General features: G+C 59.5%; 28 protein-coding genes, 1 tRNA gene and 1 pseudogene. 16 read left to right on the top strand and 14 right to left on the bottom strand.

Annotated elements, in window-relative coordinates:
* Positions 1-283 precede the first annotated feature (283 nt).
* The 3 genes from apbE to C2E15_RS14180 all read left to right on the top strand — a co-directional run bounded on the left by apbE (position 284) and on the right by C2E15_RS14180 (position 3766).
* Entirely contained in the window at positions 284-1333 is a 1050-nt protein-coding gene (apbE, locus tag C2E15_RS14190; protein ID WP_104957945.1) for an FAD:protein FMN transferase ApbE, read from the top strand.
* A gap of 36 nt (positions 1334-1369) precedes the next feature.
* Complete coding sequence (alkB, locus tag C2E15_RS14185; protein ID WP_104957944.1) at positions 1370-2011, top strand: DNA oxidative demethylase AlkB; 642 nt, start codon at positions 1370-1372, stop codon at positions 2009-2011.
* Positions 2012-2119: 108 nt separating this feature from the next.
* Positions 2120-3766 carry a multidrug ABC transporter permease/ATP-binding protein gene (locus C2E15_RS14180; protein ID WP_104957943.1) on the top strand — a complete coding sequence of 549 codons (1647 nt, stop codon included), beginning with the start codon at positions 2120-2122 and terminating at the stop codon, positions 3764-3766.
* A 71-nt stretch (positions 3767-3837) separates the two neighbouring features.
* Here C2E15_RS14180 and C2E15_RS14175 read toward each other — a convergent pair whose 3' ends face one another.
* Positions 3838-4044, bottom strand: a complete 207-nt coding sequence (locus C2E15_RS14175) for a hypothetical protein (RefSeq protein WP_104957942.1) — start codon at positions 4042-4044, stop codon at positions 3838-3840.
* Positions 4045-4160: 116 nt separating this feature from the next.
* Positions 4161-5291: a glycosyltransferase family 9 protein gene (locus tag C2E15_RS14170; RefSeq protein ID WP_104957941.1), complete on the bottom strand. Its 1131-nt coding sequence runs from the start codon at positions 5289-5291 to the stop codon at positions 4161-4163.
* 401 nt (positions 5292-5692) lie between these two features.
* On the opposite strand from C2E15_RS14170, the gene parS reads away from it, so the two are divergent.
* From parS to C2E15_RS14145, 5 genes are all read left to right on the top strand, one after another.
* The gene (parS, locus tag C2E15_RS14165; protein WP_104957940.1) at positions 5693-6145 is read left to right on the top strand and encodes a type II RES/Xre toxin-antitoxin system antitoxin; all 453 of its coding nucleotides are present in this window, start codon (positions 5693-5695) and stop codon (positions 6143-6145) included.
* The gene (locus C2E15_RS14160; protein ID WP_104957939.1) at positions 6145-6618 is read left to right on the top strand and encodes an RES family NAD+ phosphorylase; all 474 of its coding nucleotides are present in this window, start codon (positions 6145-6147) and stop codon (positions 6616-6618) included. The genes parS and C2E15_RS14160 overlap by 1 nt, the downstream gene beginning before the upstream one ends.
* A gap of 43 nt (positions 6619-6661) precedes the next feature.
* Entirely contained in the window at positions 6662-7429 is a 768-nt protein-coding gene (locus C2E15_RS14155; RefSeq protein WP_104957938.1) for a hypothetical protein, read from the top strand.
* A 77-nt stretch (positions 7430-7506) separates the two neighbouring features.
* A complete protein-coding gene (locus C2E15_RS14150; protein WP_104957937.1) occupies positions 7507-8367 on the top strand; it encodes an AraC family transcriptional regulator in 861 nt (286 codons plus the stop codon).
* A 35-nt stretch (positions 8368-8402) separates the two neighbouring features.
* Complete coding sequence (locus C2E15_RS14145; protein ID WP_104957936.1) at positions 8403-8810, top strand: DUF2000 domain-containing protein; 408 nt, start codon at positions 8403-8405, stop codon at positions 8808-8810.
* Between the two features lie 16 nt (positions 8811-8826).
* On the opposite strand, the gene C2E15_RS14140 is transcribed toward C2E15_RS14145, so the two are convergent.
* The 3 genes from C2E15_RS14140 to C2E15_RS14130 are packed head-to-tail and all read right to left on the bottom strand — an operon-like array spanning position 8827 to position 10024.
* Positions 8827-9336 carry a DUF4865 family protein gene (locus C2E15_RS14140; RefSeq protein WP_104957935.1) on the bottom strand — a complete coding sequence of 170 codons (510 nt, stop codon included), beginning with the start codon at positions 9334-9336 and terminating at the stop codon, positions 8827-8829.
* The gene (locus C2E15_RS14135) at positions 9333-9722 is read right to left on the bottom strand and encodes a tautomerase family protein (RefSeq protein ID WP_104957934.1); all 390 of its coding nucleotides are present in this window, start codon (positions 9720-9722) and stop codon (positions 9333-9335) included. Before C2E15_RS14135 ends, C2E15_RS14140 begins: the two co-directional genes overlap by 4 nt.
* Complete coding sequence (locus C2E15_RS14130) at positions 9722-10024, bottom strand: carboxymuconolactone decarboxylase family protein (RefSeq protein WP_104957933.1); 303 nt, start codon at positions 10022-10024, stop codon at positions 9722-9724. Before C2E15_RS14130 ends, C2E15_RS14135 begins: the two co-directional genes overlap by 1 nt.
* 101 nt (positions 10025-10125) lie before the next feature.
* On the opposite strand from C2E15_RS14130, the gene C2E15_RS14125 reads away from it, so the two are divergent.
* The 3 genes from C2E15_RS14125 to C2E15_RS14115 all read left to right on the top strand — a co-directional run bounded on the left by C2E15_RS14125 (position 10126) and on the right by C2E15_RS14115 (position 12598).
* On the top strand, positions 10126-11028 hold the full coding sequence (locus tag C2E15_RS14125; RefSeq protein WP_104957932.1) for a LysR substrate-binding domain-containing protein: 903 nt from the start codon (positions 10126-10128) through the stop codon (positions 11026-11028).
* A gap of 71 nt (positions 11029-11099) precedes the next feature.
* Positions 11100-11666: a TetR/AcrR family transcriptional regulator gene (locus tag C2E15_RS14120; protein ID WP_104957931.1), complete on the top strand. Its 567-nt coding sequence runs from the start codon at positions 11100-11102 to the stop codon at positions 11664-11666.
* A complete protein-coding gene (locus C2E15_RS14115; RefSeq protein WP_104957930.1) occupies positions 11666-12598 on the top strand; it encodes a DMT family transporter in 933 nt (310 codons plus the stop codon). The genes C2E15_RS14120 and C2E15_RS14115 overlap by 1 nt, the downstream gene beginning before the upstream one ends.
* A 73-nt stretch (positions 12599-12671) precedes the next feature.
* Here C2E15_RS14115 and C2E15_RS14110 read toward each other — a convergent pair whose 3' ends face one another.
* Both C2E15_RS14110 and cadR read right to left on the bottom strand, forming a co-directional pair.
* On the bottom strand, positions 12672-13130 hold the full coding sequence (locus C2E15_RS14110) for an acyltransferase (protein WP_104957929.1): 459 nt from the start codon (positions 13128-13130) through the stop codon (positions 12672-12674).
* A gap of 46 nt (positions 13131-13176) precedes the next feature.
* Positions 13177-13611 carry a Cd(II)/Pb(II)-responsive transcriptional regulator gene (cadR, locus tag C2E15_RS14105; protein ID WP_104957928.1) on the bottom strand — a complete coding sequence of 145 codons (435 nt, stop codon included), beginning with the start codon at positions 13609-13611 and terminating at the stop codon, positions 13177-13179.
* 80 nt (positions 13612-13691) lie between these two features.
* Here cadR and C2E15_RS14100 point away from each other — a divergent pair, with 80 nt between their 5' ends.
* Entirely contained in the window at positions 13692-15944 is a 2253-nt protein-coding gene (locus tag C2E15_RS14100) for a heavy metal translocating P-type ATPase (protein WP_104957927.1), read from the top strand.
* Between the two features lie 132 nt (positions 15945-16076).
* Here the strand turns inward: C2E15_RS14100 and C2E15_RS14090 are convergent, their stop codons facing one another.
* From C2E15_RS14090 to C2E15_RS14070, 5 genes and pseudogenes are all read right to left on the bottom strand, one after another.
* The gene (locus tag C2E15_RS14090; protein WP_245912275.1) at positions 16077-16811 is read right to left on the bottom strand and encodes a hypothetical protein; all 735 of its coding nucleotides are present in this window, start codon (positions 16809-16811) and stop codon (positions 16077-16079) included.
* A gap of 446 nt (positions 16812-17257) precedes the next feature.
* Positions 17258-17570 (bottom strand): annotated as a pseudogene (locus C2E15_RS14085) (ORF6N domain-containing protein); the annotation flags it as partial.
* A gap of 318 nt (positions 17571-17888) precedes the next feature.
* Positions 17889-17965: transfer RNA gene (locus C2E15_RS14080), tRNA-Pro, on the bottom strand.
* A 72-nt stretch (positions 17966-18037) separates the two neighbouring features.
* Positions 18038-19789: an LPS biosynthesis-modulating metalloenzyme YejM gene (yejM, locus tag C2E15_RS14075; protein ID WP_104957925.1), complete on the bottom strand. Its 1752-nt coding sequence runs from the start codon at positions 19787-19789 to the stop codon at positions 18038-18040.
* A gap of 21 nt (positions 19790-19810) precedes the next feature.
* The gene (locus C2E15_RS14070; RefSeq protein ID WP_104959190.1) at positions 19811-20038 is read right to left on the bottom strand and encodes a YejL family protein; all 228 of its coding nucleotides are present in this window, start codon (positions 20036-20038) and stop codon (positions 19811-19813) included.
* A gap of 180 nt (positions 20039-20218) precedes the next feature.
* Here C2E15_RS14070 and yejK point away from each other — a divergent pair, with 180 nt between their 5' ends.
* Positions 20219-21223 (top strand): nucleoid-associated protein YejK, encoded by a 1005-nt coding sequence (gene yejK / locus C2E15_RS14065; RefSeq protein ID WP_104957924.1) that lies wholly within the window; start codon positions 20219-20221, stop codon positions 21221-21223.
* Between the two features lie 75 nt (positions 21224-21298).
* Here the strand turns inward: yejK and rplY are convergent, their stop codons facing one another.
* Both rplY and radD read right to left on the bottom strand, forming a co-directional pair.
* Positions 21299-21583: a 50S ribosomal protein L25 gene (gene rplY, locus C2E15_RS14060; RefSeq protein ID WP_104957923.1), complete on the bottom strand. Its 285-nt coding sequence runs from the start codon at positions 21581-21583 to the stop codon at positions 21299-21301.
* 149 nt (positions 21584-21732) lie between these two features.
* The gene (gene radD / locus C2E15_RS14055) at positions 21733-23487 is read right to left on the bottom strand and encodes a DNA repair helicase RadD (protein WP_104959189.1); all 1755 of its coding nucleotides are present in this window, start codon (positions 23485-23487) and stop codon (positions 21733-21735) included.
* A 159-nt stretch (positions 23488-23646) separates the two neighbouring features.
* On the opposite strand from radD, the gene rsuA reads away from it, so the two are divergent.
* The 3 genes from rsuA (at position 23647) to C2E15_RS14040 (ending at position 26174) form a co-directional block, all read left to right on the top strand.
* Positions 23647-24351: a 16S rRNA pseudouridine(516) synthase RsuA gene (gene rsuA / locus C2E15_RS14050; RefSeq protein ID WP_104957922.1), complete on the top strand. Its 705-nt coding sequence runs from the start codon at positions 23647-23649 to the stop codon at positions 24349-24351.
* A 35-nt stretch (positions 24352-24386) separates the two neighbouring features.
* Positions 24387-25589, top strand: coding sequence for a Bcr/CflA family multidrug efflux MFS transporter (locus C2E15_RS14045; RefSeq protein ID WP_104957921.1), 1203 nt, complete (start codon positions 24387-24389; stop codon positions 25587-25589).
* Between the two features lie 243 nt (positions 25590-25832).
* Positions 25833-26174 (top strand): YejG family protein, encoded by a 342-nt coding sequence (locus C2E15_RS14040; RefSeq protein WP_167391880.1) that lies wholly within the window; start codon positions 25833-25835, stop codon positions 26172-26174.
* Positions 26175-26277: the final 103 nt, after the last annotated feature.

Genomic DNA, 26277 nt, shown 5'->3' with positions numbered 1-26277 from the left:
GCGGCCAGGGTTAGCGGCGGCGCGGGCGCTGGAAAGCGCGGACGCGCGCGGTGCGGTAGTACTTCACGGCGGAAAAAAGCGCTAATGCGGTCAACATCAGCAGCAGTATAAGGTTTTGCATCAGGCACTCCTGGCTGCGGGTTACAATTTAAACGCCCTGAGACGCCGGTTTCAGCCCCCAGTCTGGCGAGCTGCGGCAGGCTCTGCAAGCAAACAGAAGAGACTTTACACAGGTTATGCTTTGCAGCGCGGATTAACAAAACGACACATAAAGGCGAGAGAGATGAAGAACGTATCGCTGGCGGCGGTACTGCTGCTGGGATGGCTGGCGGCAGGCTGCGAGCAACAGAAAGAAGAGGCCGACGCCGGGATCGTGCTGGAAGGCAAAACCATGGGCACCCAGTGGCGCGTCAGCCTGGCGGGTGTGCCTGCGGCACAGGCGGCGGGGCTGCGGGAAAAGATTCAGCAGCGGCTGGATGCGGACGATCATGAACTCTCCACCTGGAAAAAAGATTCGGCGCTATCGCGCTTTAATCAGGATCGCACGATGCAGCCTTATCCGATCAGCAGCAATATGGCGGATATCATTACCGTGGCGCTGCGCATCGGCAGGCTGACCGACGGCGCGATGGACATTACCGTCGGCCCGCTGGTGAACCTTTGGGGCTTCGGCCCGGATCAGCAGCCGCCCCATACGCCATCGCAGACGGATATCGCCGCTGCGAAGGCGCTCACCGGCCTGCGCCATCTGCAGGTGACCGAGCGCGCCGACGGCGCCTGGCTACAGAAAGATCTGCCGGACCTCTATGTCGATCTCTCCACCATGGGAGAAGGCTTCGCCACCGATCATCTGGCGCGGCTGATGGAAGAAGAGGGGATCGCTAATTATCTGGTATCGGTGGGCGGCGCGGTGCTGAGCCGGGGACATAACCCCGCCGGCAGCCCCTGGCGGGTGGCGATCCAGAAACCGACCGATCGGGAGAACGCCGCGCAGGCGCTGGTCGATCTGCAGGGGCACGGCATCAGCACCTCTGGCAGCTACCGCAACTATTATGAACTGGACGGCAGACGCATTTCGCACGTCATTAATCCCCAGACTGGCCAGCCGATCGAGCATCGGCTGGTCTCCGCCACGGTGATCGCCACCACCGCGCTGGAGGCGGATGGCTGGGATACCGGTCTGATGGTGCTGGGCAGCGAAAAAGCGCAGGCGCTGGCGTTGCGCGAGCATCTGGCGGTCTACCTGATTACTAAAGAAAAGCAGGGTTTCAGCAGCTGGATGTCGCCGCAGTTCCGCGCATTTCTGTTGCAGCAGGCCCCGGACGCCCGCTAGCATGCGGCTATATACACGCCAATCACGGGAGCGGCCATGTTAGATCTCTTTAGCGACGAAGCGCCCTGGTCCGAGCCGCTGGCAGAAGGGGCGGTTATATTGCGCCGCCGCGCCCGCGAACAGGGGGAAATGCTGCTGGCGCTTATCGACCAGCTGGCGCAGCAGAACCCTTTTCAGCACCTGATAACGCCGGGCGGCCATCGCATGTCGGTGGCGATGACCAACTGCGGCGATCTCGGCTGGTCCAGCGATACGCGCGGTTATCAGTATAGCGGCGAGGATACCCTGACCGGCCGCCGCTGGCCGCCGATGCCGGAACCCTTTCGCGCCCTCGCGCTGGTGGCGGCGCAGGAGGCGGGCTTCAGCCATTTTCAGCCCGACGCCTGCCTGATCAACCGCTATGAGCCGGGCGCAAAGCTGTCGCTGCATCAGGATAAGGATGAGAAGGATCTGCGCCAGCCGATCGTCTCCGTTTCCCTCGGTCTGCCGGCGGTGTTTCAGTTCGGCGGCTTCGAGCGTGGCGACGCCGTGCAGCGCGTGCTGCTTGAACATGGCGATGTGGTGGTGTGGGGCGGCCCGTCGCGGCTGCGCTTTCATGGGATACTGCCGGTGAAGCCGGGCGTGCATCCGCTGGCGGGCGCATATCGCTACAACCTGACTTTTCGCCGCGCGCGCTGATCCTACGCATCAGCGCCGGCGCCAGTCGGGCCAGTTGAGAATTGTTATTGCTATCGTTTGGCTTCTCATTAAACTGCAGGCTGCTTTGGCTCTTATCAGGATGCAGTTATGGAGTTGCTGTCAGTCGTTTATAAACAGTACCGTTGGCCGTTTATCGCCGTTATCGTACTAAATTTGCTGAGCGCGGCGCTCGGCATCGGAATGATCGCCTGGATTAACCATGAGCTGATCGCCAGCGTCAACGCCTCAATGACGGTGCTGCCGCAGTTTCTCGGCCTGCTGCTGCTGCTGATGGCGGTCACGCTGGCATCGCAGCTGGCGCTGACGCTGCTGGGCCACCATTTTGTCTGGCGGCTGCGCGGCCAGTTTATTAAGCGCATCCTCGACACCCACATTCAGCGTATCGAGCAGATCGGCAGCGCCCAGCTGCTGGCGGGCCTGACCAGCGACGTGCGCAATATCACCATCGCCTTTGTGCGTCTGCCGGAGCTGATTCAGGGCATTATCCTGACTATCGGCTCAGCGGCCTATCTCGCCTGGCTGTCGCCGCGCATGTTGACGATAACGGCGATTTGGGTCGCCGTGACCATTATCGGCGGCTGGCTGCTGGTATCGCGCGTCTATCGCCATATGGCGACGCTGCGCGAAACGGAAGACCGCCTCTACGCCGATTATCAGACAGTGATCGACGGGCGCAAAGAGCTGGCACTCAACCGCGAGCGCGCGCAGCTGATTTACGACACTGTTTATCAGGAAGATGCCAACACCTACCGGCACCATATCGTGCGCGCCGATACCTATCATCTCAGCGCGGTGAACTGGTCGAACATTATGATGCTGGGCGCGATCGGCATGGTGTTCTTTATGGCCAACGGCCTTGGCTGGGCGGATACCGCGGTGGCCGCTACCTATTCCCTGACGCTGCTGTTTCTGCGCACGCCGCTGCTGCAGGCGGTAGGCGCGCTGCCGACGCTGCTGAGCGCGCAGGTTGCCTTTAATAAGCTGCGCGCTTTTCAGCTGGCGGAGTGGCGCGAGCATTTCGCGCCGCTGTCGCCAGTTAGCGACTGGCAGACGCTGGAGCTGCGCGAGGTGGTCTTCCACTACGGCGAAAACGGCTTTCGCGTCGGTCCGATTAACCTGACCTTGAAGCGCGGCGAGCTGGTGTTTCTGATTGGCGGCAACGGCAGCGGCAAATCGACGCTGGCGATGCTGCTGACCGGCCTCTATCCGCCGGTTTCCGGCACCCTGCTGGTGGATGGCGAGGAGATGCGCGATAGCGAACGCTACCGCCAGCTGTTCTCCGCCGTGTTTACCGACGTGCATCTGTTCGATCGCCTTATCGGCCCCGGCGCGCTGCCGGCCGATCCGGCGCTGGTGCAGCAGTGGCTGGAGAGGCTGAAAATGCAGGATAAACTGAAGCTGGAGGGCAACCGGGTGCTGAATCTGCAGCTGTCAAAAGGGCAGAGCAAGCGGCTGGCGTTGCTGCTGGCGGCGGCAGAGCAGCGCGATATTCTGCTGCTGGATGAATGGGCGGCCGATCAGGATCCCCATTTCCGCCGCATATTTTACCGCGAGCTGCTGCCGTGGCTGCAGCAGAGCGGCAAAACGGTGTTCGCCATCAGTCATGACGATCACTACTTTACCCATGCCGACCGGCTGCTGGAGATGCGTGACGGACAGCTGCATGAGCTGACCGGCAGCGAACGGGAGAAAGCGACGCTGGATGCGGTGCAACGCACCGATACCGGGCGTTAAACGGCAGCGCGCCCCGGCCGGGAGCGGACGGGGCGCAGCAGCGATGCGGCGGGCGCAAACCCGCCGGATGCTTAATCGTTAGGCGGAATAGCGAAGCCTTTTACCGATACCACAAAGTGGCGCTGGGTGCGGGTGATTTTGGCACCGCGGTCGCACCAGTGGCTGGCGAGACGGAAGAAGTCATCGCTGCCTATCTCCCAGTCCAGCTCCACCTTGTTGATTCCCGAATGCAGCAGCGCTTCGGTATCCTGCAAATTCTTTGCTTTAACCACTGCCATCGTCTGGTTCCCGTTCCGTTGAACAGGCATCAGGCTAGGGCAGTAATGTGACAACGTTATTACATTCTTGTGACAAAGGTTGGGCAGGCGATGATATCCGCCTGCGGATAAAGGCATCAGGCGAGGTGATGAGTATTTGACGGCGTCACAAGGGCGCGATTACCGCTGTCGTCAATCAGTTCAGTGACCTTTTCCAGCACCTGTTCACAGGGGATAAAGGCCAGCGGCGTAGGATAGCGACGATCAAGGGCGAGAGCGTTAAAGTCAGCGGCATAGAGGATGCGATGCAGATGCAGATCCTGAACCGGCTCACAGCCGTTACTGCGTCGCTGGACGAACAGGCTAACGGTTTTTACTTGCAAAGCCGTAGCGACATGTAAGGTACCGGTATCCGGCGTAATCAACAGATCTAGCACCTTCAGCTGATGTGCCAGCTGTGGCAGTGTGGTTTTACCAATATGATTCACCACCCGCGCGGCCTGCTCTTCGCTTAATGGCGCAATAAACGCGTCGCCTAACGCCGTTTCATGCGGCGCACCAAAGAGATGAATCTGACAGTCTGGAAATCGCTTCAGCAATTCAGCCACTAAAGGTGAAGTTAATGAGGTGGGTAAAAAGCGGTTGCTTTTCGAGGCGCCGGGCTGAAACCCTATATTCAGCTGGCTATCGTTTTTTATGCACTCCACCGGGCAAGGGAAAAACATTTTTTTATCATGCGTATCGCAACCTAATGCTTTTACCAGTGAGAGGTGATTGATAACGGGCGGGCTGGTTTCATCAATCACGGAAATATCACACAGTGGAATGAGTTTTTTTACATCGTTATTAAAGTAGTGTTTTACAATATAACGGCATCCGGCAAACGTAGCCGCCACTATATCGTAAGGGGTTCTGGAATGGAAAATAACCGCCAGCTCCGGTTTGAATTTTCTGATCTCCGGCAGCGCTTTGATAACAGAGGAGAGGTTATTCTCCATATAAACGACATGCTGGATATAGTCGCACTCTCCCACGATATTGCGGTTTTTACCACTTAATACCGCCATGATTTCCGCGCCAGGATATTTTTCTTTCAGGCTGGCTATGGCAGGGGTGCAAAATAGAAAATCGCCAAGAAGTTTATTTGAGATGACAACAATGCGTTTGAAATCAATGGAATTCAGCGGCGCCGCGTTTTTTTTCGGTTTTTTTTTGCAGGCCAGCAGCAATTTTTCAATCATTTTCATACGAAAGTTGGCAAAGGACATGTTTATCTCTTTATGACGGTAAGGCCATTTAATTAGCTTTGGAGAAGAAAAACCGATCGGTGAAATAGCAGCAGGCTCCAAACCGCCGTCGCAGAGAAGATGCTGAAGCCTAAACGGGCGTTAAGATAACCTCATTAATTGGCGCTCGGCAAGCCTGATGAAAAAATAAATGCCATGTTGGCGGTGATTGCCCCTCACGATGAGAGAGTGTCAGGTTTATTTAGCGGTAGGGCTGTTTATTCTGTTTCGCGTCGGCGGCATTATCGTGCCGGGCGGATGCGCATTCCGTACCTGCCTTGCGTATCGGTTCAGAAAAGATGCGGGTGCGGGCAAACGCGCCGCTTGTTACGTCTGTTCAACTGAGCTAAAATTATGCTCATCTGAACAGAGGAGAGACGACCATGTCTGTTTCCGTCTATCGACCCGGTAAAATGCACGTTGAGCGCTCTCTGCTGCTGTCGCTTAACCTGCCGGAAACCCTGCCTGAAGCGCATGAGCGTATTGCGCATGGCCTGAGCGCCGACCTGCTGAAGAAAGCGGCATCGCTCTCCGCTTTCGACGAGGCGCGCCTGTGCCGGCTGGCCGGCATCGATCGCAATACCTATGCGCGCCGCACCAAAAGCAGCGAACAGACTTTTTCCGCCGATCAAAGCGGCCGCATCTACATGCTGATGCGTGTGCTTTCCGCCGCCAGCAAGCTATTCGACGGCAATATGCAGCGCGCGGCGGAATGGCTCGATACGCCGGCGAAAGGCTTAGGCGGGAAAAAACCGTCGGAGATGACGTCGACCGTCGCCGGCGCGGAAGCGGTCATTAATCTGATCGGGCAGATTGAGCATAGCGTCATCACCTGATGAAAACCGTCCCGTTTTACCGGCTGGTGAAGTCGGTCTACGCCGGCAGCGCTTTTGACGGCTTCGGCGCGCGCACCTACGGCGGCCGCTGGAATTCGATCGGGGTACCCTGCGTCTATCTGGCGTCAAGCCGGGCGCTGTGCGCGCTGGAGCTGCTGGTGCATCTCTCCGTTGCCGATCTGTCGCAGCGCTATGCAATGCTGTCGCTGGAAATCCCGCAAGAGCTGATTGCCGAGCTGGATAAGGCCGCGCTGCCGCCAGACTGGCAGAGCGATCCGGCGCCGCGTTCCACCAAAGCGCTGGGCGACGGCTGGCTAAGCGATCCCGACAATGGTCTGGTGTTAAAGGTGCCCAGCACGCTGACCGGCGAATGGAACGCACTCTATAATCCGCAGCATCCGGCCGCGCTGGATGCACTGAAAACCGTTAAAGTTGAACCCTTCTTTTTTGATGCGCGTTTCGCCCTGAAGTAAAAGGCGTTAACGCTCTCATTTCATCTGTCAGGGAAGCTGTGGCATGTCTTTTGGCGACAAAGGCGGTTTTTTTCATCAGACTACGGCCCCGGCGGCTCGCCGTTTAAGGGGGCTGATTGGCAGCCTGCTGTTGCTTCCCGCCGCGCTGTTCGCCGCTGAAGGCATCGATATTCCCGATGAAAAACCTTTTCTCTCTCCACCCGCTATCCGCCTGGTAGGGCAGACCCTCTATTTTGACGGCCTGATCCAAAAAGAGAGCGCATCGGTTATTGAGAAGATGTTGCGGTCAGGCGACGTGAGCCGCATTTCGGTCAACAGCATGGGCGGCGATACCGCCTCGGCGTTAACCATCGGCGCGCTGCTGCAGCGCAAAAAGCTCGATCTGGTGGTGCGCACCGTATGCGCCTCCGCCTGCGCAAATTACCTTTTCCCCGCCGCCTACAGAAAATATATCGGCCCGGAGAGCTACCTGTTATGGCACGGCGGCATTAACAGCCCGCCGTCGCAGTTTGCGCTTGATCTGCACGGTGCCAGCCTGACCAGGGAAGCCTTCTTCCAGCTACCGGATGTGAAAGCGCTGCAGCGCCGGGAGCGACGCTTTTATCAGCGGATCGGCGTAAATGAAAAAATGCCTTTTTGCCCCCAGCTGGAAAAAAACTATCAGCACCAGTTCCCTGAAAAATGGTTCTCCTATACGCCCGCTGCGCTGGAACAATTGGGCGTCAGGCGCGTGGTTTACCAGCAGGCGCCTGTGCAGTGGGTCAGCGCGATGAAAACCCGGCATGTGGTTTTCGCGCGCCCCTGCCGCTGACATCTTCCCTGTTAATCTTGCCGCCGGGCCGTATACTGCGCTGAGGCGATCAGGTTCAGCGTTTGACGGGAAAGACTATGTCGATATCAACCAGCGACTGGGTGCAGTTGCAGCGGGATGGCGAGACCGGGATCGAAAGCGTCCACGCCCATTTTTGCGGCCACGCCTACGATCCGCACGATCACGATGAGATGCTGGTCGGCGTAACGCAAAAAGGGCTGCAGCGGTTTAACTGCCATCGCACCCTGCATACCAGCACTCCCGGACAGGTGATTTTGATTGAGCCGGGCGCGGTGCATGACGGCCATGCGCCCGATCCCGAAGGCTTTACCTACAGTATGCTTTATCTGCCGCAGCGCTGGCTTTCCGCAGCGCTGGATCGTCGCGGGCTGGGCGATATCTCGACGCTGCAGGCGGCGTTTCGCCACACCCTGACCGAAGATCGCCTGCTGAATATGGCGATCCAGCAGGCGTTTAATGCTGTGCATAACGGCGAAGGCCGGCTGGCGCGCGATCAGGGGCTGGACCGGCTGATCGCGTTGCTGGCGCGCCACCTTAGCGTCCAATCCGCTCTCTTGCCCGATGATGCGGCCCGCCAGATGCAGCGCGTCAGGGATTATCTGCATGATGCCATGGCGCAGGATATCGGGCTGGACGATCTGGCACGCTATGCCGGTATCGATCGTTTTCGCCTGACGCGCCAGTTTCAGAAAGCGTTCGGACAGTCGCCGCACGCCTATCTGGTGCGCCTGCGCTTGCGCAGCGCCCGCGTGCTGCTGGCGCAGGGCGTTAATCCCGCCCGTGCCGCGGTGCAGGTCGGCTTCGCCGATCAGAGCCATCTGGGGCGCTGGTTCCGGCGCGCCTACCGCATGACGCCGGCCGCCTATCAGCAACGCTGCACAAATGTTCTATACGGACGCCGCCCCTTTTCCGGATGATGCTCTCTGTGATTAACCCAGAGGGATGTTGACCGATGTTTGATACCAAAGTAGCACTGATTATTCGTGATGACCTGGCCGTATGGCAGCGGCTGAATGTGGCGGCGTTTCTCGCCAGCGGCATCGCCGCCGCCGCGCCGGAGATGATGGGCGCGCCCTATGTCGACGCCAAAGGCCGCCATTACGGCAATATGCTGGGGCAGCCGATGCTGGTGTTCGCGGCGGATCTCCCCCAGCTGCAGGGCGCGCACCGCAAAGGACTGGAGCGCGAGCTGACCCTGATCCCCTATGTTCACGCAATGTTCTCTACCGGCCACGATGAGGCCAACCGTCAGGCGTTTCTGGCGGAGGATGCCGACAACCTCAATCTGGTCGGGCTGGCGCTGCGCGGCCCGAAAAAGGCGGTAGAGAAAGCGATAAAAGGGCTGGCGCTGCACGGTTAAACGCCGCCGGGTGCCTTTACCTGCGTTGTTCGCCAGCCAGATAGCCGATACGGTAATCGCCCGCGTTCGGCCCGACGGGCGGCTCATCGCTAAAATCAACCTGCAGAAGCCGCCAGCGGCTGACATCCCAGGCGCAGAGCATGCCGCTAAGCGCCATCGCCGGTAAATCGCTGTGCGGCGGTATCTCCCCGATCGTGATGCGGGCGTAGCGTTTTGTCGCCAGCTCCGCCCATGTCGGGGCGTGCAGCGTTAGCCAGGTTTCTGTCACCGGCCAGCCGAAATCGCGCGTCAGCGCGGCGAAGCCGGGGCTGTGTAAAAAGCGCCGCAGGGCATCGGCGTCGCGCCACAGGTAGAGCGGCGCATAGCGGTTCTCCGGGGCGCCCCGATCGACGCGTGCGTAGAGATAGGCCTTGAACAGCAGGCCGGGAAAGCCATCGAGCCGGGCACCGTTCTGCGCGATACGCTGCTCGATTATCGCCATGTCATAGCTCGCCGGCAGGGTATAACGATATTGCATCACTATCATATCGCCTCCTGCTGGTGCATTTTGCCGCTGCTGAAACTCCACTCATCCGCGCTGTTGAACTGCATAATCACCATAATATTATCCGGATGGATCCCCAGCCGCGCGTGCAGCCGCTCGCTCAGCAGGCGATAAAATTGTTGCTTCTGCGCGCGCGTTCTCGGCTTGCCCGCCACCAGCTGAAACAGAATAAAATCTTCGTCGCGTGTGCCGCTCAGGTAGTGCGCATCAAACACGCGCCGCCCGGCGGGCAGGGCTTCAATCACCTGAAAACGATCTGCTGCCGGCACGGCAAAGGTTTCAACCAGCGTCTGATGCAGCGTATCGGAGATCAGCGTCAGCCCGGCGTCGCTGTAGCCCTGGCGCAGCGTAATACGGGTAAATGGCATTATTGCTCCTCCTGCTCAAGGCAGTTCAGCGCCGGCACGGCGGCGGGCCATCCGGCACAGAAGGCGAGATGGGTAATCAGCTCCGTTATCCCGGCGCGGCTGACGCCATTCTGCCCGGCGAAGCGGATATGCCAGAGCAGCTGCTCAACGCGCCCAGGCGCCGCCGTCACCAGCGTACTCAGGCTGCGTTCGCGGCAGGGCAGCTCGGGCTGCGCCCAGATGTCGCCAAACAGCGCCTCTTTGCTCAGCCCGGCAAGCCTGGGCGCCAACGTCTCGCGATCCGAATGTGCGGATATCGACATAATCTTTCCTTTTTGATTAACCATGAAAGGAGTGTCGCGCGGTGCTACTATCCTGAAAATCAAATTATTCAGCAGTTACTGTCCTGAAAATAAGGATGATGATGACGCGGCTTCCTCTCTCGCTCGATCCCGATGCGCTCCGCAGTTTTGTTACCGGCGTGGAATGCGGCAGCTTTGCGCTGGCGGCAACAAAGCTTTGCCGCTCTACCTCCGCTATCAGCGCGCAGCTTAAAAAGCTGGAAAGCCAGTGCGGCACCACGCTGCTGGTCAAAAAAGGCCGCCATCTGGCGCTAACCGCCAGCGGCGAAATTTTGCTCAGCTATGCGCGTCGGCTGCTGGCGTTAAACGATGAGGCGCAGCGGGCGGTAAAAGGGGAGCTACTGCAGGGCGAAATACGCATCGGCATGCAGGAGGATTTCGGCGAAGCGCTGATGCCGGGCATTCTCGGGCCGTTCAGCCGCCAACATCCGGGCGTGAAGATCACGGCGCGCGTTGATCGTAACCCGGCGCTGTTGCGCGCGATAGAAGAGCAGGCGCTCGATATGGCGCTACTGTGGCAGCCGGAGCAGCATGCGCCAGGCGGGCAGCTTCTGGGCACCTGGCCGCTGGAATGGATCGGCCATCAAAGCATCGATATCGCCCCGGCGCTAAAGCGCGGTGAGCCGCTGCCGCTGGTAATGTTCGATGCGCCCTGCGTAATGCGCGCACGGGCGACGGAAAGCCTGGATCGCGCCGGCATCCCCTGGCGTATGGTATTTATCAGCCACAGCCTGAGCGGCATTTGGGCTGCAGTGCAGGCGGGGCTGGGCATTACGGTGCGCACCCGTGTCGGCATGCCGTCGGAACTGGTTCCCCTTAACGGAATGCTGCCGTCGCCCGGCCAGCTTGGCGTTTCTTTGCTGGGCGCGGCAGGGGAGGCCACCGAAGCGCAGCGGCTACTGCAAACGCTGATGACCGAGGCGGTCGCTAACGTGACGCTTCGCCAGGCGCACGCCGCGGGCTAATCGCCTGAAAGGTTGCTTCCTGCAGATAAGTAGGTAGACTGGTCTGCCTACTTATCTGCAGGAGAGGCGCTATGTCCACCGCCCAGGAAAAATTGCTGAATGCGGCGCGCGTGCTGTTCTATGAACACGGCATTAATGCCACCGGTATCGATGCGATTATCAAACGCGCCGGCGTGGCGAAAAAAAGCCTGTATAACAACTTCGCCTCGAAAGATGAACTGGTCGCCACCTATTTGACCTTACGTCATCAGGAGTGGCTGGCGCTGTATGAACAACGGCTGCAGGCGGCCGATACGCCGCGCGAAAAGGTGCTGGCGGTGTTTCAGGCCTATGAAGATCATGCGGAATACGCCTATGAACATGGCTTTCGCGGCTGCGGCCTGCTGAATGCCGCAGCGGAACTGCCCGCCGCCGCGCCGGGCCGTCAGGCGGTGCGACGTCATAAAGAGGAGGTCGAAGCGATTCTGGTGGCGCACCTGACCGCGCTGCTGCCAGGGGACGCAGCGCGGGTCCGACTGATGGCGCGCCACTTCGCCTTTTTGCTGGAGGGCAGCATTTCGCGCGCCGGGCTGGAAGGCAACGGTGATTGCGTAAGAGAGGCGGAGCTGATGGCCGCGCAGATGATGGAGGCGCTGTGATGCCCGCTTCCGAACAGCGTCTGGCGGGGATAGCCGCCATTTTTTTCGCTTCGATCCTTTGGGGAACTACCGGGACGGCCGCCACCTTTGCCCCCGAACTCAGCCCGCTGGCGGTCGGCGCGGTGGCGATGGGCACCGGCGGTCTGCTGCAGGGGCTTATTGCCGCCGCCGCCATTATGCGTCAGCGACGGCTGATCGCGCAGCACTGGCGCTATCTGCTGACCGGCGCGCTGGCGGTGGCGATCTACCCGCTCGCTTTTTATGCCTCAATGCGTTTTGCCGGCGTCACCGTCGGCACCGTGATTTCCATCGGCTCCGCGCCGCTGCTCTCCGCGCTGATTGAATATCGCCTCGATGGCCTGCGCCTGACCCGGCGCTGGGCGGGCGGGGCGCTCACCGGGCTGGTGGGCATGGCGCTGCTCTGCATAGCGAAAAGCGGCGGCCACGACACTGGCGGCGAAGCGGATCGCGCCCTTGTCGGCATCCTGCTGGGGCTACTGGCTGGCTTCACCTACGCGCTCTACTCCTGGTCCGCACGACGCCTGATGCAGCAGAACGTGGCGCCGCGCGCGGCGATGGGGGCGACATTTGGCGGCGGCGGCATCTTGCTGATGCCGGTTCTGCTGTTGACCGGCGCGCCGCTGCTGGCCGCCTGGAATAACGCTGCGGTCGGCATCTATATGGCGCTGGTGCCGATGTTTATCGGCTATCTCTGCTACGGCTACGGGCTGGCGCGCATTCCGGCCAGCCTGGCCACCACCATTACGCTGCTGGAGCCGGTAGTGGCCGCGCTACTGGCGGTGCTGCTGGTCGGCGAAAAGCTGTCGCCGACGGGCTGGACGGGCGTGGTTCTGATTGTCGGCTGTCTGGCGATCATTACCCTGCCGGCGAAGCAGCCTGGCGCCCGGCGTGCAACGGCGGATAGCCGGTAAGAAGAGGGATCCGCCGTTTGGCTACTGTGCGCTGTCCGGGCATCGGAGTGCGCGTTGCCCGGCGTCGTCTTTGCTACAGCATTCTGATCAGACGCGCCGGGTTGCCGGCGTAGACCCCTTTGCGGACGATATCTTTCGTCACTACGCTACCTGCGCCGATCACCGCGCCATCGCAGATGTTAACGGCCAGGATGGTGGCGCCGCTGCCGACAGAAACATTATCGCCAAGCGTAATACGCCCCCAGGCGTTGCGATCCGGATCGGGCCGCCCGCTGCGAAACATATCGTTGGCGAACATCACGCCGTGACCGATAAAACAGTTTTCGCCGATAGTGACATATTCACAGATAAAGCAGTGCGACTGGATCTTGCTGCCGCGGCCAACAACACTATTGCCCTGTATCTCCACGAAAGGGCCGATGAAAACCCCGTCCTGCAGCGTGCAGCCGTAGAGATTGGCGGGCTGGTAAATCACCACGCCCTCGCCAGTAATGACATCATTCTTAACCTGTACCTGTCGAAAGTCGACCATCGCGCTTGCTCCTGCGGGCTGATGAAAAGTCTGTGCTGGTGGGGAGCTAGAGACCGCGCGTCAGCGAGGTCAGCGGCTGCAGATCGTCTGTCTGCTCCAGCTCGCGCAGGATACCGCAGTGCCGTGCCGCACGGCCGGTATGGCACTGGCTGCGCAGCGCGGTCAACTGCTGTTCCAGCGCCTTCAGTTCACGAATTTTTTCCTGCACGTGATGCAGATGTCGGTCGATCAGCGCGTTAACCGCGCCGCAGTCGGCATCGGGCTGGCTGCGGGTCTGCAGCAGCACGCGAATCTCCTCATGCGTCATATCCAGCGTTCGGCAACGGCGTATAAACAGCAGGCTTTCCAGGTGATGGCTGTCGTAATGCCGATAGTTATTGTCACCGTCGCGCAGCGGAGCGGCTAATAACCCCTCCCGCTCATAGTAGCGCACCGTTTCCACCTTACAGCCCGCCAGCCGGGCGAGTTCGCCAGTTTTCATCTCTCACCTCGTCGATGCTTGACCCTGAAGTAGCTATAGGGTTTTTAATAGCAGTATAGGCGACAGGCAGGGGAAAAAATATGAGTAATTGCTGCAATAAATCGGGCTGCGGCGGCGCGCAGGGCAACAATCATCGCGGTCGCTTCAGCGCGTTTGCCCCCATTGCGCCGGGCGGCGGGGCCGTGCCGCGCGCGGCGTCAGGCGCGGCAGAAAACGCGATACCGTTAAGGCCTGCAGGCGACGCGGCCGGTGAACGTAGCCGCATCCGTATCATGCAGATGGACTGCCCGGTAGAAGAGGCGATGATCCGCAAAAAGCTGGGGGCAATGAGTGATGTCGGCGGGCTGGAGTTTGACCTGATGCAGCGCGTACTGACGGTATCGCACGCCCCGGACGCGCGCGCGCCGATTCTGGACGCCATTCGTGCGTTGGGCTTCGAGCCGGAACTGCTTATTGAGGGTGAGCCGCAACCGGCCGCTGAGGCGCAGCCGATGCGCTGGCGGCCGCTGGCGCTGGCTGCCGCCGCCGCCGCCAGTGCGGAAGCACTGCACTGGACCGGTTTTCCGGCGTGGGCGCAGGCGGCGCTGGCACTGCTGGCCATTGCGCTGTGCGGCCTGAATACCTTTAAAAAGGGCTGGACCGCCGTGCGCAACGGCAACCTGAACATTAATGCCCTGATGAGCATTGCCGTCACCGGCGCGCTGGCGCTGGGACAGTGGCCCGAAGCGGCGATGGTGATGGTGCTGTTTACGCTGGCGGAGCGGCTGGAGGCGAGATCGCTGGATCGCGCGCGCAACGCCATTGACGCTCTTATCAGGCTGACGCCGGAAACGGCCAGCGTACAGCAGCCGGACGGCAGCTGGCGCGAGACCGAGACGACGCGCATCGCGACGGGCAGCCGGGTGAGGGCGAAGCCGGGCGAGCGTATCGGGCTGGATGGCGTTATCGTCAGCGGCCGTTCCGCCATCAACCAGGCGCCGGTAACCGGCGAGAGCCTGCCGGTGGATAAGGGCGAGGGCGATACGGTATTTGCCGGCACGATAAACGGCGCGGGCGCGATTGAATACCGCGTCACGGCGACGGCGGATAACAGCACGCTGGCGCGCATTATCCGCGTTGTTGGTCAGGCGCAGCAGGCGAAAGCGCCGGTACAGCGCTTTGTCGATCGCTTCTCGCGCATTTATACGCCGGTGGTGTGTGCGCTGGCGCTGGCGACGGCGCTATTGCCGCCGCTGTTTACCGGCGGCGGCTGGCATGAGTGGATCTATAAAGCGCTGGTGATGCTGGTTATCGCCTGCCCCTGCGCGCTGGTGATCTCCACGCCGGTCACTTTGGTCAGCGGCCTGACGGCGGCGGCGCGCCACGGCATTTTGATCAAGGGCGGCATCTATCTGGAAGAGGGCCGGCGGCTGAAGTGGCTGGCGCTCGATAAAACCGGCACCCTGACCCACGGCAGGCCGCGTCAGACCGATATTCACACGCTGGGCAAGCTTGATGAGGCGCACTGTCAGACGCTGGCGTCGAGCCTGGCTGGCTATTCCGATCATCCGGTGTCGCAGGCCTTACTGGCCGCCGCGCCAGCGCGCGCCGGGCTGGCAGTGACTGGCTTTACCGCACTGCCGGGCCGCGGCGTGCGCGGGGTGATAGCGGGCAAAAGCTACAGCCTGGGTAATCTGCGGCTGATGGCGGAGAGTGTCGGCGATGATGAGGCGACGACGGCCGCGCTGCGCACGCTGGAGCAGCAGGGCAAAACCGGTGTCATGCTCTGCGACGAGGAGCGTGTGTTGGCGCTGTTTGCGGTGGCGGATACGGTAAAAGCGAGCAGCCGCGAGGCCATTGCGCAGCTGCGCGCGCTGGGCGTGCGGACCGTTATGCTGACCGGCGATAACCGCTGGGCGGCGCAGGCGATTGGCGCGCAGCTTGGCATTGATAAGGTGCAGAGCGAGCAGCTGCCGGAAGATAAGCTGCAGGCGGTAGAAAAACTGACCCGCGCGGGCACCACTGGCATGGTGGGCGATGGCATCAACGACGCGCCGGCGCTGGCCCGCGCCAGTATTGGTTTCGCCATGGGGGCGATGGGCACCGATACGGCGATTGAAACCGCCGACGTAGCGCTAATGGATGATGACTTGTGCAAAATCCCGCTCTTTATACGCCTGGCAAAACGCACTTACGCGGTGCTGATCCAGAACCTGACACTGGCTATCGGCATTAAGGCGCTGTTTCTGGCGCTGACGCTGGCAGGCATGGGCACGCTGTGGATGGCGGTGTTCGCCGACGTCGGTGCCAGCCTGCTGGTGGTAGCGAATGGTTTGCGGCTGCTGCGACAGTAGCGCGGCGCTCTGGCGCGCATCGCAGCTTCAGGCGGCCCCACAGCTTAACGGTATTTTTGGGGTACCAGCTTAAGCAGCATGTATACAACCAGCAGGGTCAGGCCGATATAGACGGCCCGTTCAGTCCAGGTCTCAAAATGGAAAAACCAGTAGGCGCATAAAAATACGAGCAAACCACCGATAAAAGCGAATGCGTAACTCATTACGAGCCCGATTAGCGCCTCTTTTTTGGATTTCATTCTCTACCTCGCCGATGATCTGGTTAAAAGCTGGGGTTCCGTTTGACCACTTGACATGCAGTGCCTCTACAAAAGGCTGCAGAGCAGGTTCAAGAAAAAAATAAAGAAGGTCATAATTGCGGGCACGCAGAGCATTATACACTTCAGGAGCATAAGTTTTTAATTTTTGGGATGTATAAATGCTACGTTCAGCCATCCCGCCGGCAAGAAGCATATTGCCGATAATACCGCCCCGCAACCGGACTTTTGCCCCGCCATTTTGTGCAACAGCCTGAGCTAATCGTGCGGATACCAGTGTATTAGTCGTGGCTCTACCAGCGATCGAAAAGCCTGTTTTACTGTAAATACTGTTCTGTTTTTCTTCCGGGACATATTTGTTGAATGTATCAAAAACGATTTCTACAGTTTTAATGAAATTGTGATTTTTCAGAATGCCGTAGCGTATTGCTGTCATCATCCTGATCCGTTCCGCTTCCCGAATAGAGCGCGAATCAGTATCTATAAAGCCGTATGCCAGATAACCAATATCTGTCGGTACTGACAGAACACCATTCCAAAAACCGAGAACCGAATCAGGTGAAATTACTATTTTTGCGATCCGCTGTGCTATTTCCCTATAACTACTCATCTCAAAATTCCCTTTAGATAGATGAAAATAAATTTAACTTGCCAGTTTTCCCGGGACAGATAAATATAAAGATATAGTGCGTCAATGATAAAAATGAAATCCAGCTGGTAGCTGGTGATCGGGTGCCAACTGAGCCTACAAGCAGCTCCGGGCCTATTTCCCTAATGGGTATTCTATTACGCCTCTCCACCCGATCGTTTTTAGAAGGGCGCCCCAGCTGAGGCGCGCTTATCATCTTTGCATCAGCGCCGTTAGATCGTTCTCATGGATCACGAAATACCTTGCCCGCCGCGCGATCTCGAAAAACGTCTCCAGCGTGCCGACGAACTCATTTTCCTGCAGCACTGTGGCATCGGTTATAACGCCGTGATCAGCAGTCAGCAGTCAGCAGTCAGCAGTAGCCGCCTATGAACCATGTAAGGCTGTGCCGGCTCGCTAGCGGCTGTCCGGCTGAAATAGCAATCCTCCAGGCGCTCAAACACCTCCCAGACCTGGTCGGTTTCCAGCATTTTTGCATGGCGCGCCGCGTTCGGTCCAGAGGATAAGAGAACGGACGTTACGGGCGATCGTCACAGACCCTCTTACTGATGGTCTGTGCTTCAGATCTCTTAACTCCTCGCCTTCAATTTTGAAGAAGTGCTTACCCGCGACAAACCGCTTCGCATTTCTGGCGTAGTTATTCTGGATATTTTTAACATCAGCGCCGTACAGCTGCGCCAGTAGATCGGTCGTGATGACGGGAACGGAATTATGCGTAATTGGGGTGAGTTTTCGGGGGTGATAGTTGTGATCGCCATCCTGGCCTCCTGGTAGTTTAGTTACGTTGCCACTTAGTGGGTGGCAGGTCTCAGCTACCGCTACCGGGCGGCGGAGCTTATTCCCCGTGAGGGTATGTTGTTCGGCTGTTTCGACCGGCCATACATTGCCAGTGGTCGGGGCGGTACGTAGGGCTGAGGGCAGGGCAGTCAGTTCCCGATAAAATGATCGGTCACGCCAGGGATCTACCCGGTTTTTACCTGACGCTCTGTTCAGAAAACAAAAAACCAATCCTTGCGGATTGGTTTTTCGAGGGAATTTTGGTCGGCACGAGAGGATTTGAACCTCCGACCCCTGACACCCCATGACAGTGCGCTACCAGGCTGCGCTACGTGCCGATATCTGGCCGTTATACTACCCGTAATCTTGTCAAAAGCAAGATGCTTTGCGTCTAACTGCTTTATTAATAATCAGTTAGCAATGAAGCGTTTTTCTTCGGTCAGCACCTGCAGCAGCAGCGCCAGCTGCGGCTTATGGTCTTTCAGCGGCTGGCCTTCACGGTTGTAGGCTTTATAGCTGCCGCTCGCGTCCAGCACCAGCGTCACCTGCGGCGTAGTGATCACCAGCCGGTTGTCGTCGGCGCTGGCGATCCAGTTATGACGACGCTGGGCGGCGAAAAGATCCTCGCCCTGCGAATATTCCGCCGCTGGCGTGCTGACGTGCAGCAGACGCTGCATCAGCGTGGTCATCACATCCTGATGGTCAGTCAGTTTGCTGACGGTCTGCGCCGGGGTATTTGGCCAGTGGATCAGCAGCGGCACCTGCAGCGCGGAGCGACGGCCGTCGTTATCTTTACCGTTCAGCGTTACCGCCTGCTGGGCGGTAATCACCACAACGGTATTCTCCAGCAGCCCTTTCTCCTGCAGCGTGGCCAATACCTGGCCGATTTCGCCGTCAACCTCTTTGGCGCTGCGGCTGTAGCGCTGCGCCCGCTCTTTACCGCGCTCAGGCAGATCGCGCAGCCCGTCATAAGAAACCCAGGAGAACCACGGCGCGTGCCCGGACGGCAGCGAACCGAGCCAGCGCTGCCACTGAGCGGTAGTCTGGCTGTTGGGCTGCTCACCAATCGTCGGCAGAGAGAAGTCCGCCAGCAGCGCCTGACGATAGAGTGGCGAGCGGAAGCTGTCGGAAGCGAACAGACCGAACTGATAGCCTTGCTGGCTCAGCGAGGTGATCAGCGCGGAAGGAATGCGCGACGCCAGCACGCCATCCATATAGCTGGGCGAGATGCCGTAAAACAGGCCGAACAGACCACTGTCCGGCGTGCTGCCGGCGGTAAAGTGCTGGCTGAAGCGCACGTTGCTTTCGCCGAAACGCGCCAGGTTCGGCAGCGCTTTGCTCAGGGTCGGCGCGTTCAGGCCATCAACGGTGATCACCAACAAGTTATGGCCCGCGCCGCCGTCGCGGAACTTAATGTCGCTCAGCGGGTAGGCGACCGAGACCGCCTCCGGGTTGCCCTGCTGCACCAGACGACGCTGATACTCTTGCGCATCCAGCAGACCGTGTTTCTCCAGGAACCGGCGCGCGGTCATCGGATAGGAGAGCGGCAGGTTAGAGCGCTGCATGGTGATCGGACGATAGAAATTGGCGTCCGCCCAGATATAGAGCAGATGGCTGGTGAAAAAGGCGCTGATAAACAGCGCGGCCAGCGGCTTGCCGAAACTGCGCCGGTTGAGGCTGCGCAGTTTCTGCCAGCTCCAGGTGGCGAACAGCATCTGCACGAGGAAAATGGCCGGCACGCTGATAAACATCAGCTGCCAGTCACGCGCCATTTCGCTTTGGTCGGGGTTGACCACCAGCTCCCACACGACCGGATTCAGGTGCAGGTGGAAACGGTTGAACACCGCGCTGTCGACCAGCAGCAGCGTCAGCCCGGCGGTGGCGACAATGGCGGATAAAAAGCGCAGCAGGCGCTGCGACATCACCACAAAGGTGAGCGGGAAGATCAGTAACAGATAGGCCGCAAACACGATAAAGCTGAAGTGGCCGATCCAGCTGGTAAAGGCGTAAATACGCCCCGCCAGCGAACCGGGCCAGTCGGCCACCAACAGATAACGGCTGCCCAGCAGGGCGGCAAAGATGATGTTAAACAACGCGAACCAGTGCCCCCAGCTGATCATCTGGGAGACTTTTTCACGGTAGCGTTGCCGATTGGTAACCATATTTGCGGTCAGATCATCACATTAATGGGCTTTATCTTCGCGTACTGAGGCCTGAAGCGCATCCGCGAAGGAACGGGCCAGCGCACGACGCTGAGCAGGCGCCACGCTGGTATTGATTAAATTGGTGACCATATTTCCCAGTACCATCAGGGAAAGATCGGTCGGCGCCTGGTTTTCTTCCAGCACCTTCACCAGCTGTGCGAGGATCTGCTCCACGCGTTCGTCACTGTAACGGGATGATTGTGGCATAACCTTAACTAATACGTATTGAAAAGGCGGTATCTTACCGTAAGCACGCCTTTTTTTCTGCACTTTTATCGTCAGCGCGGCGTTAAACTTCGGCCGGGAACGGCATTCGCGCATCCGCCGGTTGATCGCAACGGCGCGCGGTGTTTGAATACGCGCCTGAAGCTTAAAGGAGAGTCTACCATGAGTCTGGATATCGACCAGATTGCCCTGCATCAGTTGATTAAACGTGATGAGCAAACGCTGGAGCTGGTGCTGCGCGACAGCCTGCTGCCGACCACCCAGGCCGTGTCGGAGCTGGTGGAAGAGCTGCACCGGGTTTACAGCGCCAAGAGCAAAGCGTTCGGCTTGTTCAACCCCGAAAGCGAGCTGGCGCAAACGCTGCGCGACTGCCGCCAGGGCCAGCAGGATTTTCTGGCGTTCAGCCGCGCCGCCACCGGCCGGCTGCGCGATGAGCTGGCGAAATATCCCTTTGCCGAAGGCGGCATCGTGCTGTTCTGCCACTATCGCTATCTGGCGGTGGAGTATTTGCTGGTGGCGGTGCTGAACAGCCAAAGCAGCATGCGCGTCAATGAGCAGCTCGATATCAGCAGCGTTCACTATCTGGATATCAACCACGCCGATATCGTGGCGCGCATCGATTTGACCGAATGGGAAACCAATCCGGAATCGACGCGCTATCTGACCTTCCTGCGCGGGCGGGTAGGGCGTAAGGTTGCCGATTTCTTTATGGATTTCCTCGGCGCCAGCGTCGGGCTGGATACTAAAGCGCAGAACCGCGGACTGCTGCAGGCGGTGGACGATTACTGCGCCGAGTCCGATCTGGATAAGGCGGAGCGGCAGAACTACCGCCAGCAGGTGTACAGCTACTGCAACGAGCAGCTGCAGGCGGGCGAAGAGATCGCCATCGACGATCTGGCGCGCGAGCTGCCGCCGTTGGGCGAGAAGAATTTCCGCGAGTTCACGCAGGAGCAGGGCTATGAGCTGGAAGAGCATTTTCCGGCCGACCGCAGCACCCTGCGTCAGCTGACGAAATTCGCCGGCAGCGGCGGGGGATTGACTATCAACTTTGATGCCATGCTGCTCGGCGAGCGTATTTTCTGGGATCCGGTGACCGATACCCTGACCATCAAGGGGACGCCGCCCAATCTGCGCGATCAGCTGCAGCGCCGCACCAGCGGCAAGTAAGCCACGCGCGCCCAATCCCGGCGCGCAGGCATAAAAAAACGCCGCAATTGCGGCGTTTTTTTATCGTTGTTGCGATTAAGCGCGAACGAAGTCGATGTGATGCAGTTTCGGCTTGAACGGATGACGCTGTACCGCCTGCACTTTCACCTGAGTTTCTTTGCCATCGATGTTCAGAACCAGTACTTCGTCGTAGAAGCCAGGCTTAGCCTGCAGGTTCATCACGCTGTCGTGGTCCAGCTCGATGGAAACAGCTGCTTCCTTGCCACCGTAAACGATAGCCGGGAATTTGTTAGCTGCGCGCAGGCGGCGGCTCGCACCCTTACCCTGCTCTTTACGTTCAGTTGCATTGATAGTTAACATGGTAACTCTCTTTAAATAGATGATACTGCTACAGGCGACCCAGCAGCAGTCAGGATTGTTCAGCTCTTGTCAGACAAAAGCGCGCGGCATTATAGCCATCTTTACCGGCCGACGCAAACGCAGCGCCTGGCGCGGCGCCAACACGCCGCTTAGCGTAGCTCGTTGGCGCGGCGATAGCGCCCCTGATAATCGAAGACCTTTTCGCGCACCTGCCAGAACTGGCCGCGCGCGCGCGCCACCACGAAATCGGGATGACGCAGCAGCGGCTGCAGCGCCACCACATCGTTGGCGGTCTGCCAGCCGAGCGGAACGCCGGGGGCACGCTGGTGCGGGCGCATAAAGAGCTGCTCGAACGCGGTGCGCTGCGCCGGCGTCTGCAGGCGAAAACGTTCGCTGACGCTGGTGCCATCTTCGTCGTAATAGGTCGCCTTCAGCCATTCGCCTTTGTCGTCGCGGCCCGCCTCCAGCGTCATGCCGCCGCAGCGCAGTACCAGCGCGTCTTTAAGCTTCAGCGCCGCTTTCAGCATATCATCAGGATCGACCAGCACCGCGTCGCATTCGTGGCAGCGGCGCGCGGCGATATCGTTTTCGGCGTTACAGTGCGGGCAGTTTTTAAAGCGGAAGCGATAGTCGCACTGCTCGCGGTTACCTTCGTCATCCTCCATTACCCCCTGACAGCGGCGGCCGAAATGCTCGATGATCATGCCGTCGGCGGTGGTTTTGCCCCAAAATGTGTTGGCGAAGCCGCAGGCGGGACAGAAGACCTGCACCGGCTCGTTGTCGCTTTTGCCTTTCGGCGCGCCGACCTCCGGGGTAAACAGGTCGTGCGGGTTGCCGGCGTAATCAAGGATCAGACAGTCGGTTTTGCCCTCGCTGAGGCGCAGCCCGCGTCCGACGATCTGCTGATACAGGCTCACCGACTCGGTGGGACGCAGAATGGCGATCAGGTCGACGTGCGGCGCGTCGAAGCCGGTGGTCAGCACCGCCACGTTCACCAGATATTTGATTTCCTGCTGTTTAAAGGCGGCGATCAGCGCGTCGCGCTCCGGCCCCGGCGTTTCGGCGCTGACCAGCGCCTTACCTTCCGGCAGCAGCGCCAGCACCTCTTTGGCGTGTTCCACGGTGGCGGCAAAAATCATCACCCCTTTGCGGTCGGCGGCGAACTCCACGATCTGGCTAATAATATGCGGTGTGATGCGCTGCTGCTGTTTTAGCTCGCGGTTGAGATCGGCCTCGGAAAACAGGCCGTTCGCCTGCGCGCTCAGGCGGCTGAAGTCATACTGCACCACCGGCATATCAAGACGCTCCGGCGCCACCAGGAAACCGTGCTTGATCATATAGCGCAGCGGCAGCTCATAGATGCAGTCGTGAAACAGCGCGCGCTCGTCGCCGCGCACCATGCCGTGATAGTGAAAGCGGTAGATCCACCCCTTGCCGAGACGGTAGGGGGTAGCGGTCAGGCCCAGCAGCCGCAGCTGGGGATTGTGCTGACGCAGGTGAGTCAGGATCTGCTGGTACTGGCTGTTTTCGTCGTCGCCGATGCGGTGACACTCATCGACGATCAGCAGCGAAAAGGCGCTGTCGAACTGCGCCAGGTTGCGCGCCACCGACTGGACGCTGCCGAACACCACCTTGCTCTGGCTCTCTTTCCGCGCCAGGCCGGCGGCGAAGATATCCGCCTCCAGCCCCAGCGCGCAATATTTGCTGTGGTTTTGCGCCACCAGCTCTTTAACGTGGGCCAGCACCAGCACGCGGCCACGCGCGACGCGCGCCAGTTCGGCGATCACCAGGCTTTTACCGGCGCCGGTAGGCAGCACAATAACCGCAGGCTGTTGAGAACGGCGGAAGTGGTTGAGCGTGGCTGCAACCGCCTCCTGTTGATAAGGACGCAGGGTAAACGACATGGGCATAACGCATTCTGGAAACCGGCCCCTATTATGGCATGAAAGCGGATGAAACGGCATTTCACCCTGTCCGCTGTCGGCAACTCCCGGTATACTGAGCGCTTCTCTGCGCGCCAGGCGCGCATCTCTCCAGGTCAGACTACAGGCATCACAATAGCAATGCGACTTGATAAATTTCTCTCTCAACAACTGGAAGTGAGCCGGGCCATCGCCACGCGCGAACTGCGGGCGAAACGCGTAACGGTCGACGGCGAAATGGTGCGCGACGGCGCGTTTAAGGTGCTGCCGGAACACCAGGTCGAATATGATGGCAATCTGCTGCAGCTCCAGGTCGGGCCGCGTTACTTTATGCTGAACAAGCCGCAGGGCTATGTCTGTGCCACCGAAGATCCCGATCATCCCACCATCCTCTACTTTATCGAAGAGCCTACCGCCTGGAAGCTGCACGCCGCTGGCCGACTCGATATCGACACCACCGGGCTGGTGCTGCTGACCGACGATGGCCAGTGGTCGCACCGCATCACCTCGCCGCGCCATCACTGCGATAAAACCTATCGGGTGACGCTGGAAGCGCCGCTGAGCGACGAGACCGCACAGATCTTCGCCGAGGGGGTGCAGCTGCATGGCGAAAAAACGCTGACCAAACCGGCGGTGCTGGAAGCGTTAAGCGAGACCGAAGTGCGTCTGACCATCAGCGAGGGGCGCTATCACCAGGTTAAACGCATGTTTGCCGCCGTGGGCAACCGCGTAGTGGCGCTGCATCGCGAGCGCATCGGCGGCATCACGCTGGATGAGACGCTGGAGCCCGGCGAATACCGCCCGCTGACGGAAGAAGAGATCGCCTGCGTCGGCGCGCCGCGTTAATCGTTGCCTTAGCGGGCCGAATGGAGGACGTTGCTGTGAAGAAGGAAAAGAACTCATCCACCGGGCTGGTGGTTATTCTCGGCCTGCTGGCGATGTTGATGCCTTTGTCGATCGATATGTATCTGCCGGCGATGCCGCAGATCGCCAAAGAGTATGGCGTCAGCGCCGGCAGCGTACAGATGACGCTCAGCGCCTATATTCTCGGCTTCGCGCTCGGTCAGCTCTTTTACGGGCCGCTGGCGGACAGCTTTGGCCGCAAGCCGGTGATCACCGTCGGCACGCTGATCTTCGCGCTGGCAGCGGCGGCCTGCGCTATGTCGCAGAGCGTCGAGCAGCTGATCAACATGCGCTTTCTCCATGGGCTTTCCGCCGCGGCCGCCAGCGTAGTGATTAACGCGCTGATGCGCGATTCTTTCTCGAAAGAGGAGTTCTCGCGCATGATGTCGTTCGTGATGCTGGTGACCACCATTGCGCCGCTGCTGGCACCGATCATCGGCGGCTGGCTGCTGGTGCTGTGGAGCTGGCACGCCATTTTCTGGGCCTTATCGCTGGCGGCGCTGGCGGTGACGCTGATGGTCGCGACGCAGATTAAAGAGACCCTGCCGAAAGAGCAGCGCCAGCGTTTTCATCTGCGCACCACGCTGAAGAATTTCCTGTCGCTGTTTCGCCATAAGCGCGCCTTCAGTTATATGCTGGCCAGCGGTTTCTCTTTTGCCGGGCTGTTCTCCTTCCTTAACGCCGGGCCGTTTGTCTATATCGAGATCAATCACGTTTCGCCGCAGAATTTCGGCTACTACTTCGCCCTGAACGTGGTGTTTCTCTTTATTATGACGCTGATTAACAGCCGCTCGGTGCGCCGTTTCGGGCCGCTGGCGATGTTCCGCTTCGGGCTGGTTATTCAGTTTGCGATGGGCATCTGGCTGTTGATCGTCAGCGCTTTCGGGCTGGGTTTTCTGCCGCTGGTGTTTGGCGTGGCGATGTTTATCGGCTGCGTGGCGATGGTCTCTTCCAATGCCATGGCGGTCATTCTTGATGAATTCCCGCACATCGCCGGCACCGCTTCGTCGCTGGCGGGCACGCTGCGTTTCGGCGTGGGCGCGCTGGTGGGCGCGCTGCTGTCGATGGCCAATTTCACCAGCGCCTGGCCGATGGTCTGGTCAATCGCGCTGTGCGCCACCTGTTCGCTGCTGCTCTGTCTCTACGCCAGCCGGACGCGTAAATCGCTTTCCGCCTCCTGATACCTGTTTAGCCCTGGCGCAACGGTGAATTGTTGCTTATATGTGAAAGTAATCGCGTGTAAAAGTTACGGAAATGAAGCAAAAATGGTTGTGCCGATTTCCTGAACGCGATACATATACAGCAAAATGAGAGATAACTCTCAAAACGCCGTGACGATAAAATGCTCAACGTGATCTGCGCGCTCCGCTAAAACCGGCCGCGCAGGCACACACAGCGAGCATCAGATGCTCTGGGGATTGCATTTGAACACTTTACAGCTGTCGGTGGTACACCGTTTACCAGAAAGCTATCGCTGGGCTGCCGGTCTGGCCGGCGGCGTGGTAGAGCCGCACACGCTCAATGCGCTGGCGGCGGAAGACGATCTTATCGGCCTGCGTTTGCTGAGCCACGACGGCGCGCCTGCCTGGGAGATCATGCAGAAGATGCGCGCCATGCTGGCGGACATTCAGGTCGATTGCACGGTGGTTGAATGGCAGGGCGAACCTTGCCTGTTTGTCCAGCGCAGCGACGAAAGCGCCGCTACGGTGCGCCTGAAAAATCAGGGCGTGGCGATTGCGGAAACCTTTACCGCCTGGGCGCGTTAAGAGGTCGCCTCATCGCTTGATTTGCTTCCGCTGAGATCCTCTGTGCGTTGCGGTGCCGCCTCAACGCTTAATTTGCTTCCGCTGGTGATCTTCTGCGCGTTGC

Source organism: Mixta gaviniae (assembly GCF_002953195.1).
GTDB lineage: Bacteria > Pseudomonadota > Gammaproteobacteria > Enterobacterales > Enterobacteriaceae > Mixta > Mixta gaviniae.
The sequence above is the reverse complement of the archived record's forward strand: the minus strand, read 5'-3'. Positions and strand labels throughout refer to the sequence as shown.

What these genes read in the sequence shown, in the direction of transcription:
- apbE (WP_104957945.1), top strand. Translation starts at nt 284, where the DNA reads ATGAAGAACGTATCGCTGGCGGCGGTACTGCTGCTGGGATGGCTGGCG.
- alkB (WP_104957944.1), top strand. Translation starts at nt 1,370, where the DNA reads ATGTTAGATCTCTTTAGCGACGAAGCGCCCTGGTCCGAGCCGCTGGCA.
- C2E15_RS14180 (WP_104957943.1), top strand. Translation starts at nt 2,120, where the DNA reads ATGGAGTTGCTGTCAGTCGTTTATAAACAGTACCGTTGGCCGTTTATC.
- C2E15_RS14175 (WP_104957942.1), bottom strand. Translation starts at nt 4,044, where the DNA reads ATGGCAGTGGTTAAAGCAAAGAATTTGCAGGATACCGAAGCGCTGCTG.
- C2E15_RS14170 (WP_104957941.1), bottom strand. Translation starts at nt 5,291, where the DNA reads ATGTCCTTTGCCAACTTTCGTATGAAAATGATTGAAAAATTGCTGCTG.
- parS (WP_104957940.1), top strand. Translation starts at nt 5,693, where the DNA reads ATGTCTGTTTCCGTCTATCGACCCGGTAAAATGCACGTTGAGCGCTCT.
- C2E15_RS14160 (WP_104957939.1), top strand. Translation starts at nt 6,145, where the DNA reads ATGAAAACCGTCCCGTTTTACCGGCTGGTGAAGTCGGTCTACGCCGGC.
- C2E15_RS14155 (WP_104957938.1), top strand. Translation starts at nt 6,662, where the DNA reads ATGTCTTTTGGCGACAAAGGCGGTTTTTTTCATCAGACTACGGCCCCG.
- C2E15_RS14150 (WP_104957937.1), top strand. Translation starts at nt 7,507, where the DNA reads ATGTCGATATCAACCAGCGACTGGGTGCAGTTGCAGCGGGATGGCGAG.
- C2E15_RS14145 (WP_104957936.1), top strand. Translation starts at nt 8,403, where the DNA reads ATGTTTGATACCAAAGTAGCACTGATTATTCGTGATGACCTGGCCGTA.
- C2E15_RS14140 (WP_104957935.1), bottom strand. Translation starts at nt 9,336, where the DNA reads ATGATAGTGATGCAATATCGTTATACCCTGCCGGCGAGCTATGACATG.
- C2E15_RS14135 (WP_104957934.1), bottom strand. Translation starts at nt 9,722, where the DNA reads ATGCCATTTACCCGTATTACGCTGCGCCAGGGCTACAGCGACGCCGGG.
- C2E15_RS14130 (WP_104957933.1), bottom strand. Translation starts at nt 10,024, where the DNA reads ATGTCGATATCCGCACATTCGGATCGCGAGACGTTGGCGCCCAGGCTT.
- C2E15_RS14125 (WP_104957932.1), top strand. Translation starts at nt 10,126, where the DNA reads ATGACGCGGCTTCCTCTCTCGCTCGATCCCGATGCGCTCCGCAGTTTT.
- C2E15_RS14120 (WP_104957931.1), top strand. Translation starts at nt 11,100, where the DNA reads ATGTCCACCGCCCAGGAAAAATTGCTGAATGCGGCGCGCGTGCTGTTC.
- C2E15_RS14115 (WP_104957930.1), top strand. Translation starts at nt 11,666, where the DNA reads ATGCCCGCTTCCGAACAGCGTCTGGCGGGGATAGCCGCCATTTTTTTC.
- C2E15_RS14110 (WP_104957929.1), bottom strand. Translation starts at nt 13,130, where the DNA reads ATGGTCGACTTTCGACAGGTACAGGTTAAGAATGATGTCATTACTGGC.
- cadR (WP_104957928.1), bottom strand. Translation starts at nt 13,611, where the DNA reads ATGAAAACTGGCGAACTCGCCCGGCTGGCGGGCTGTAAGGTGGAAACG.
- C2E15_RS14100 (WP_104957927.1), top strand. Translation starts at nt 13,692, where the DNA reads ATGAGTAATTGCTGCAATAAATCGGGCTGCGGCGGCGCGCAGGGCAAC.
- C2E15_RS14090 (WP_245912275.1), bottom strand. Translation starts at nt 16,811, where the DNA reads ATGAGTAGTTATAGGGAAATAGCACAGCGGATCGCAAAAATAGTAATT.
- yejM (WP_104957925.1), bottom strand. Translation starts at nt 19,789, where the DNA reads ATGGTTACCAATCGGCAACGCTACCGTGAAAAAGTCTCCCAGATGATC.
- C2E15_RS14070 (WP_104959190.1), bottom strand. Translation starts at nt 20,038, where the DNA reads ATGCCACAATCATCCCGTTACAGTGACGAACGCGTGGAGCAGATCCTC.
- yejK (WP_104957924.1), top strand. Translation starts at nt 20,219, where the DNA reads ATGAGTCTGGATATCGACCAGATTGCCCTGCATCAGTTGATTAAACGT.
- rplY (WP_104957923.1), bottom strand. Translation starts at nt 21,583, where the DNA reads ATGTTAACTATCAATGCAACTGAACGTAAAGAGCAGGGTAAGGGTGCG.
- radD (WP_104959189.1), bottom strand. Translation starts at nt 23,487, where the DNA reads ATGTCGTTTACCCTGCGTCCTTATCAACAGGAGGCGGTTGCAGCCACG.
- rsuA (WP_104957922.1), top strand. Translation starts at nt 23,647, where the DNA reads ATGCGACTTGATAAATTTCTCTCTCAACAACTGGAAGTGAGCCGGGCC.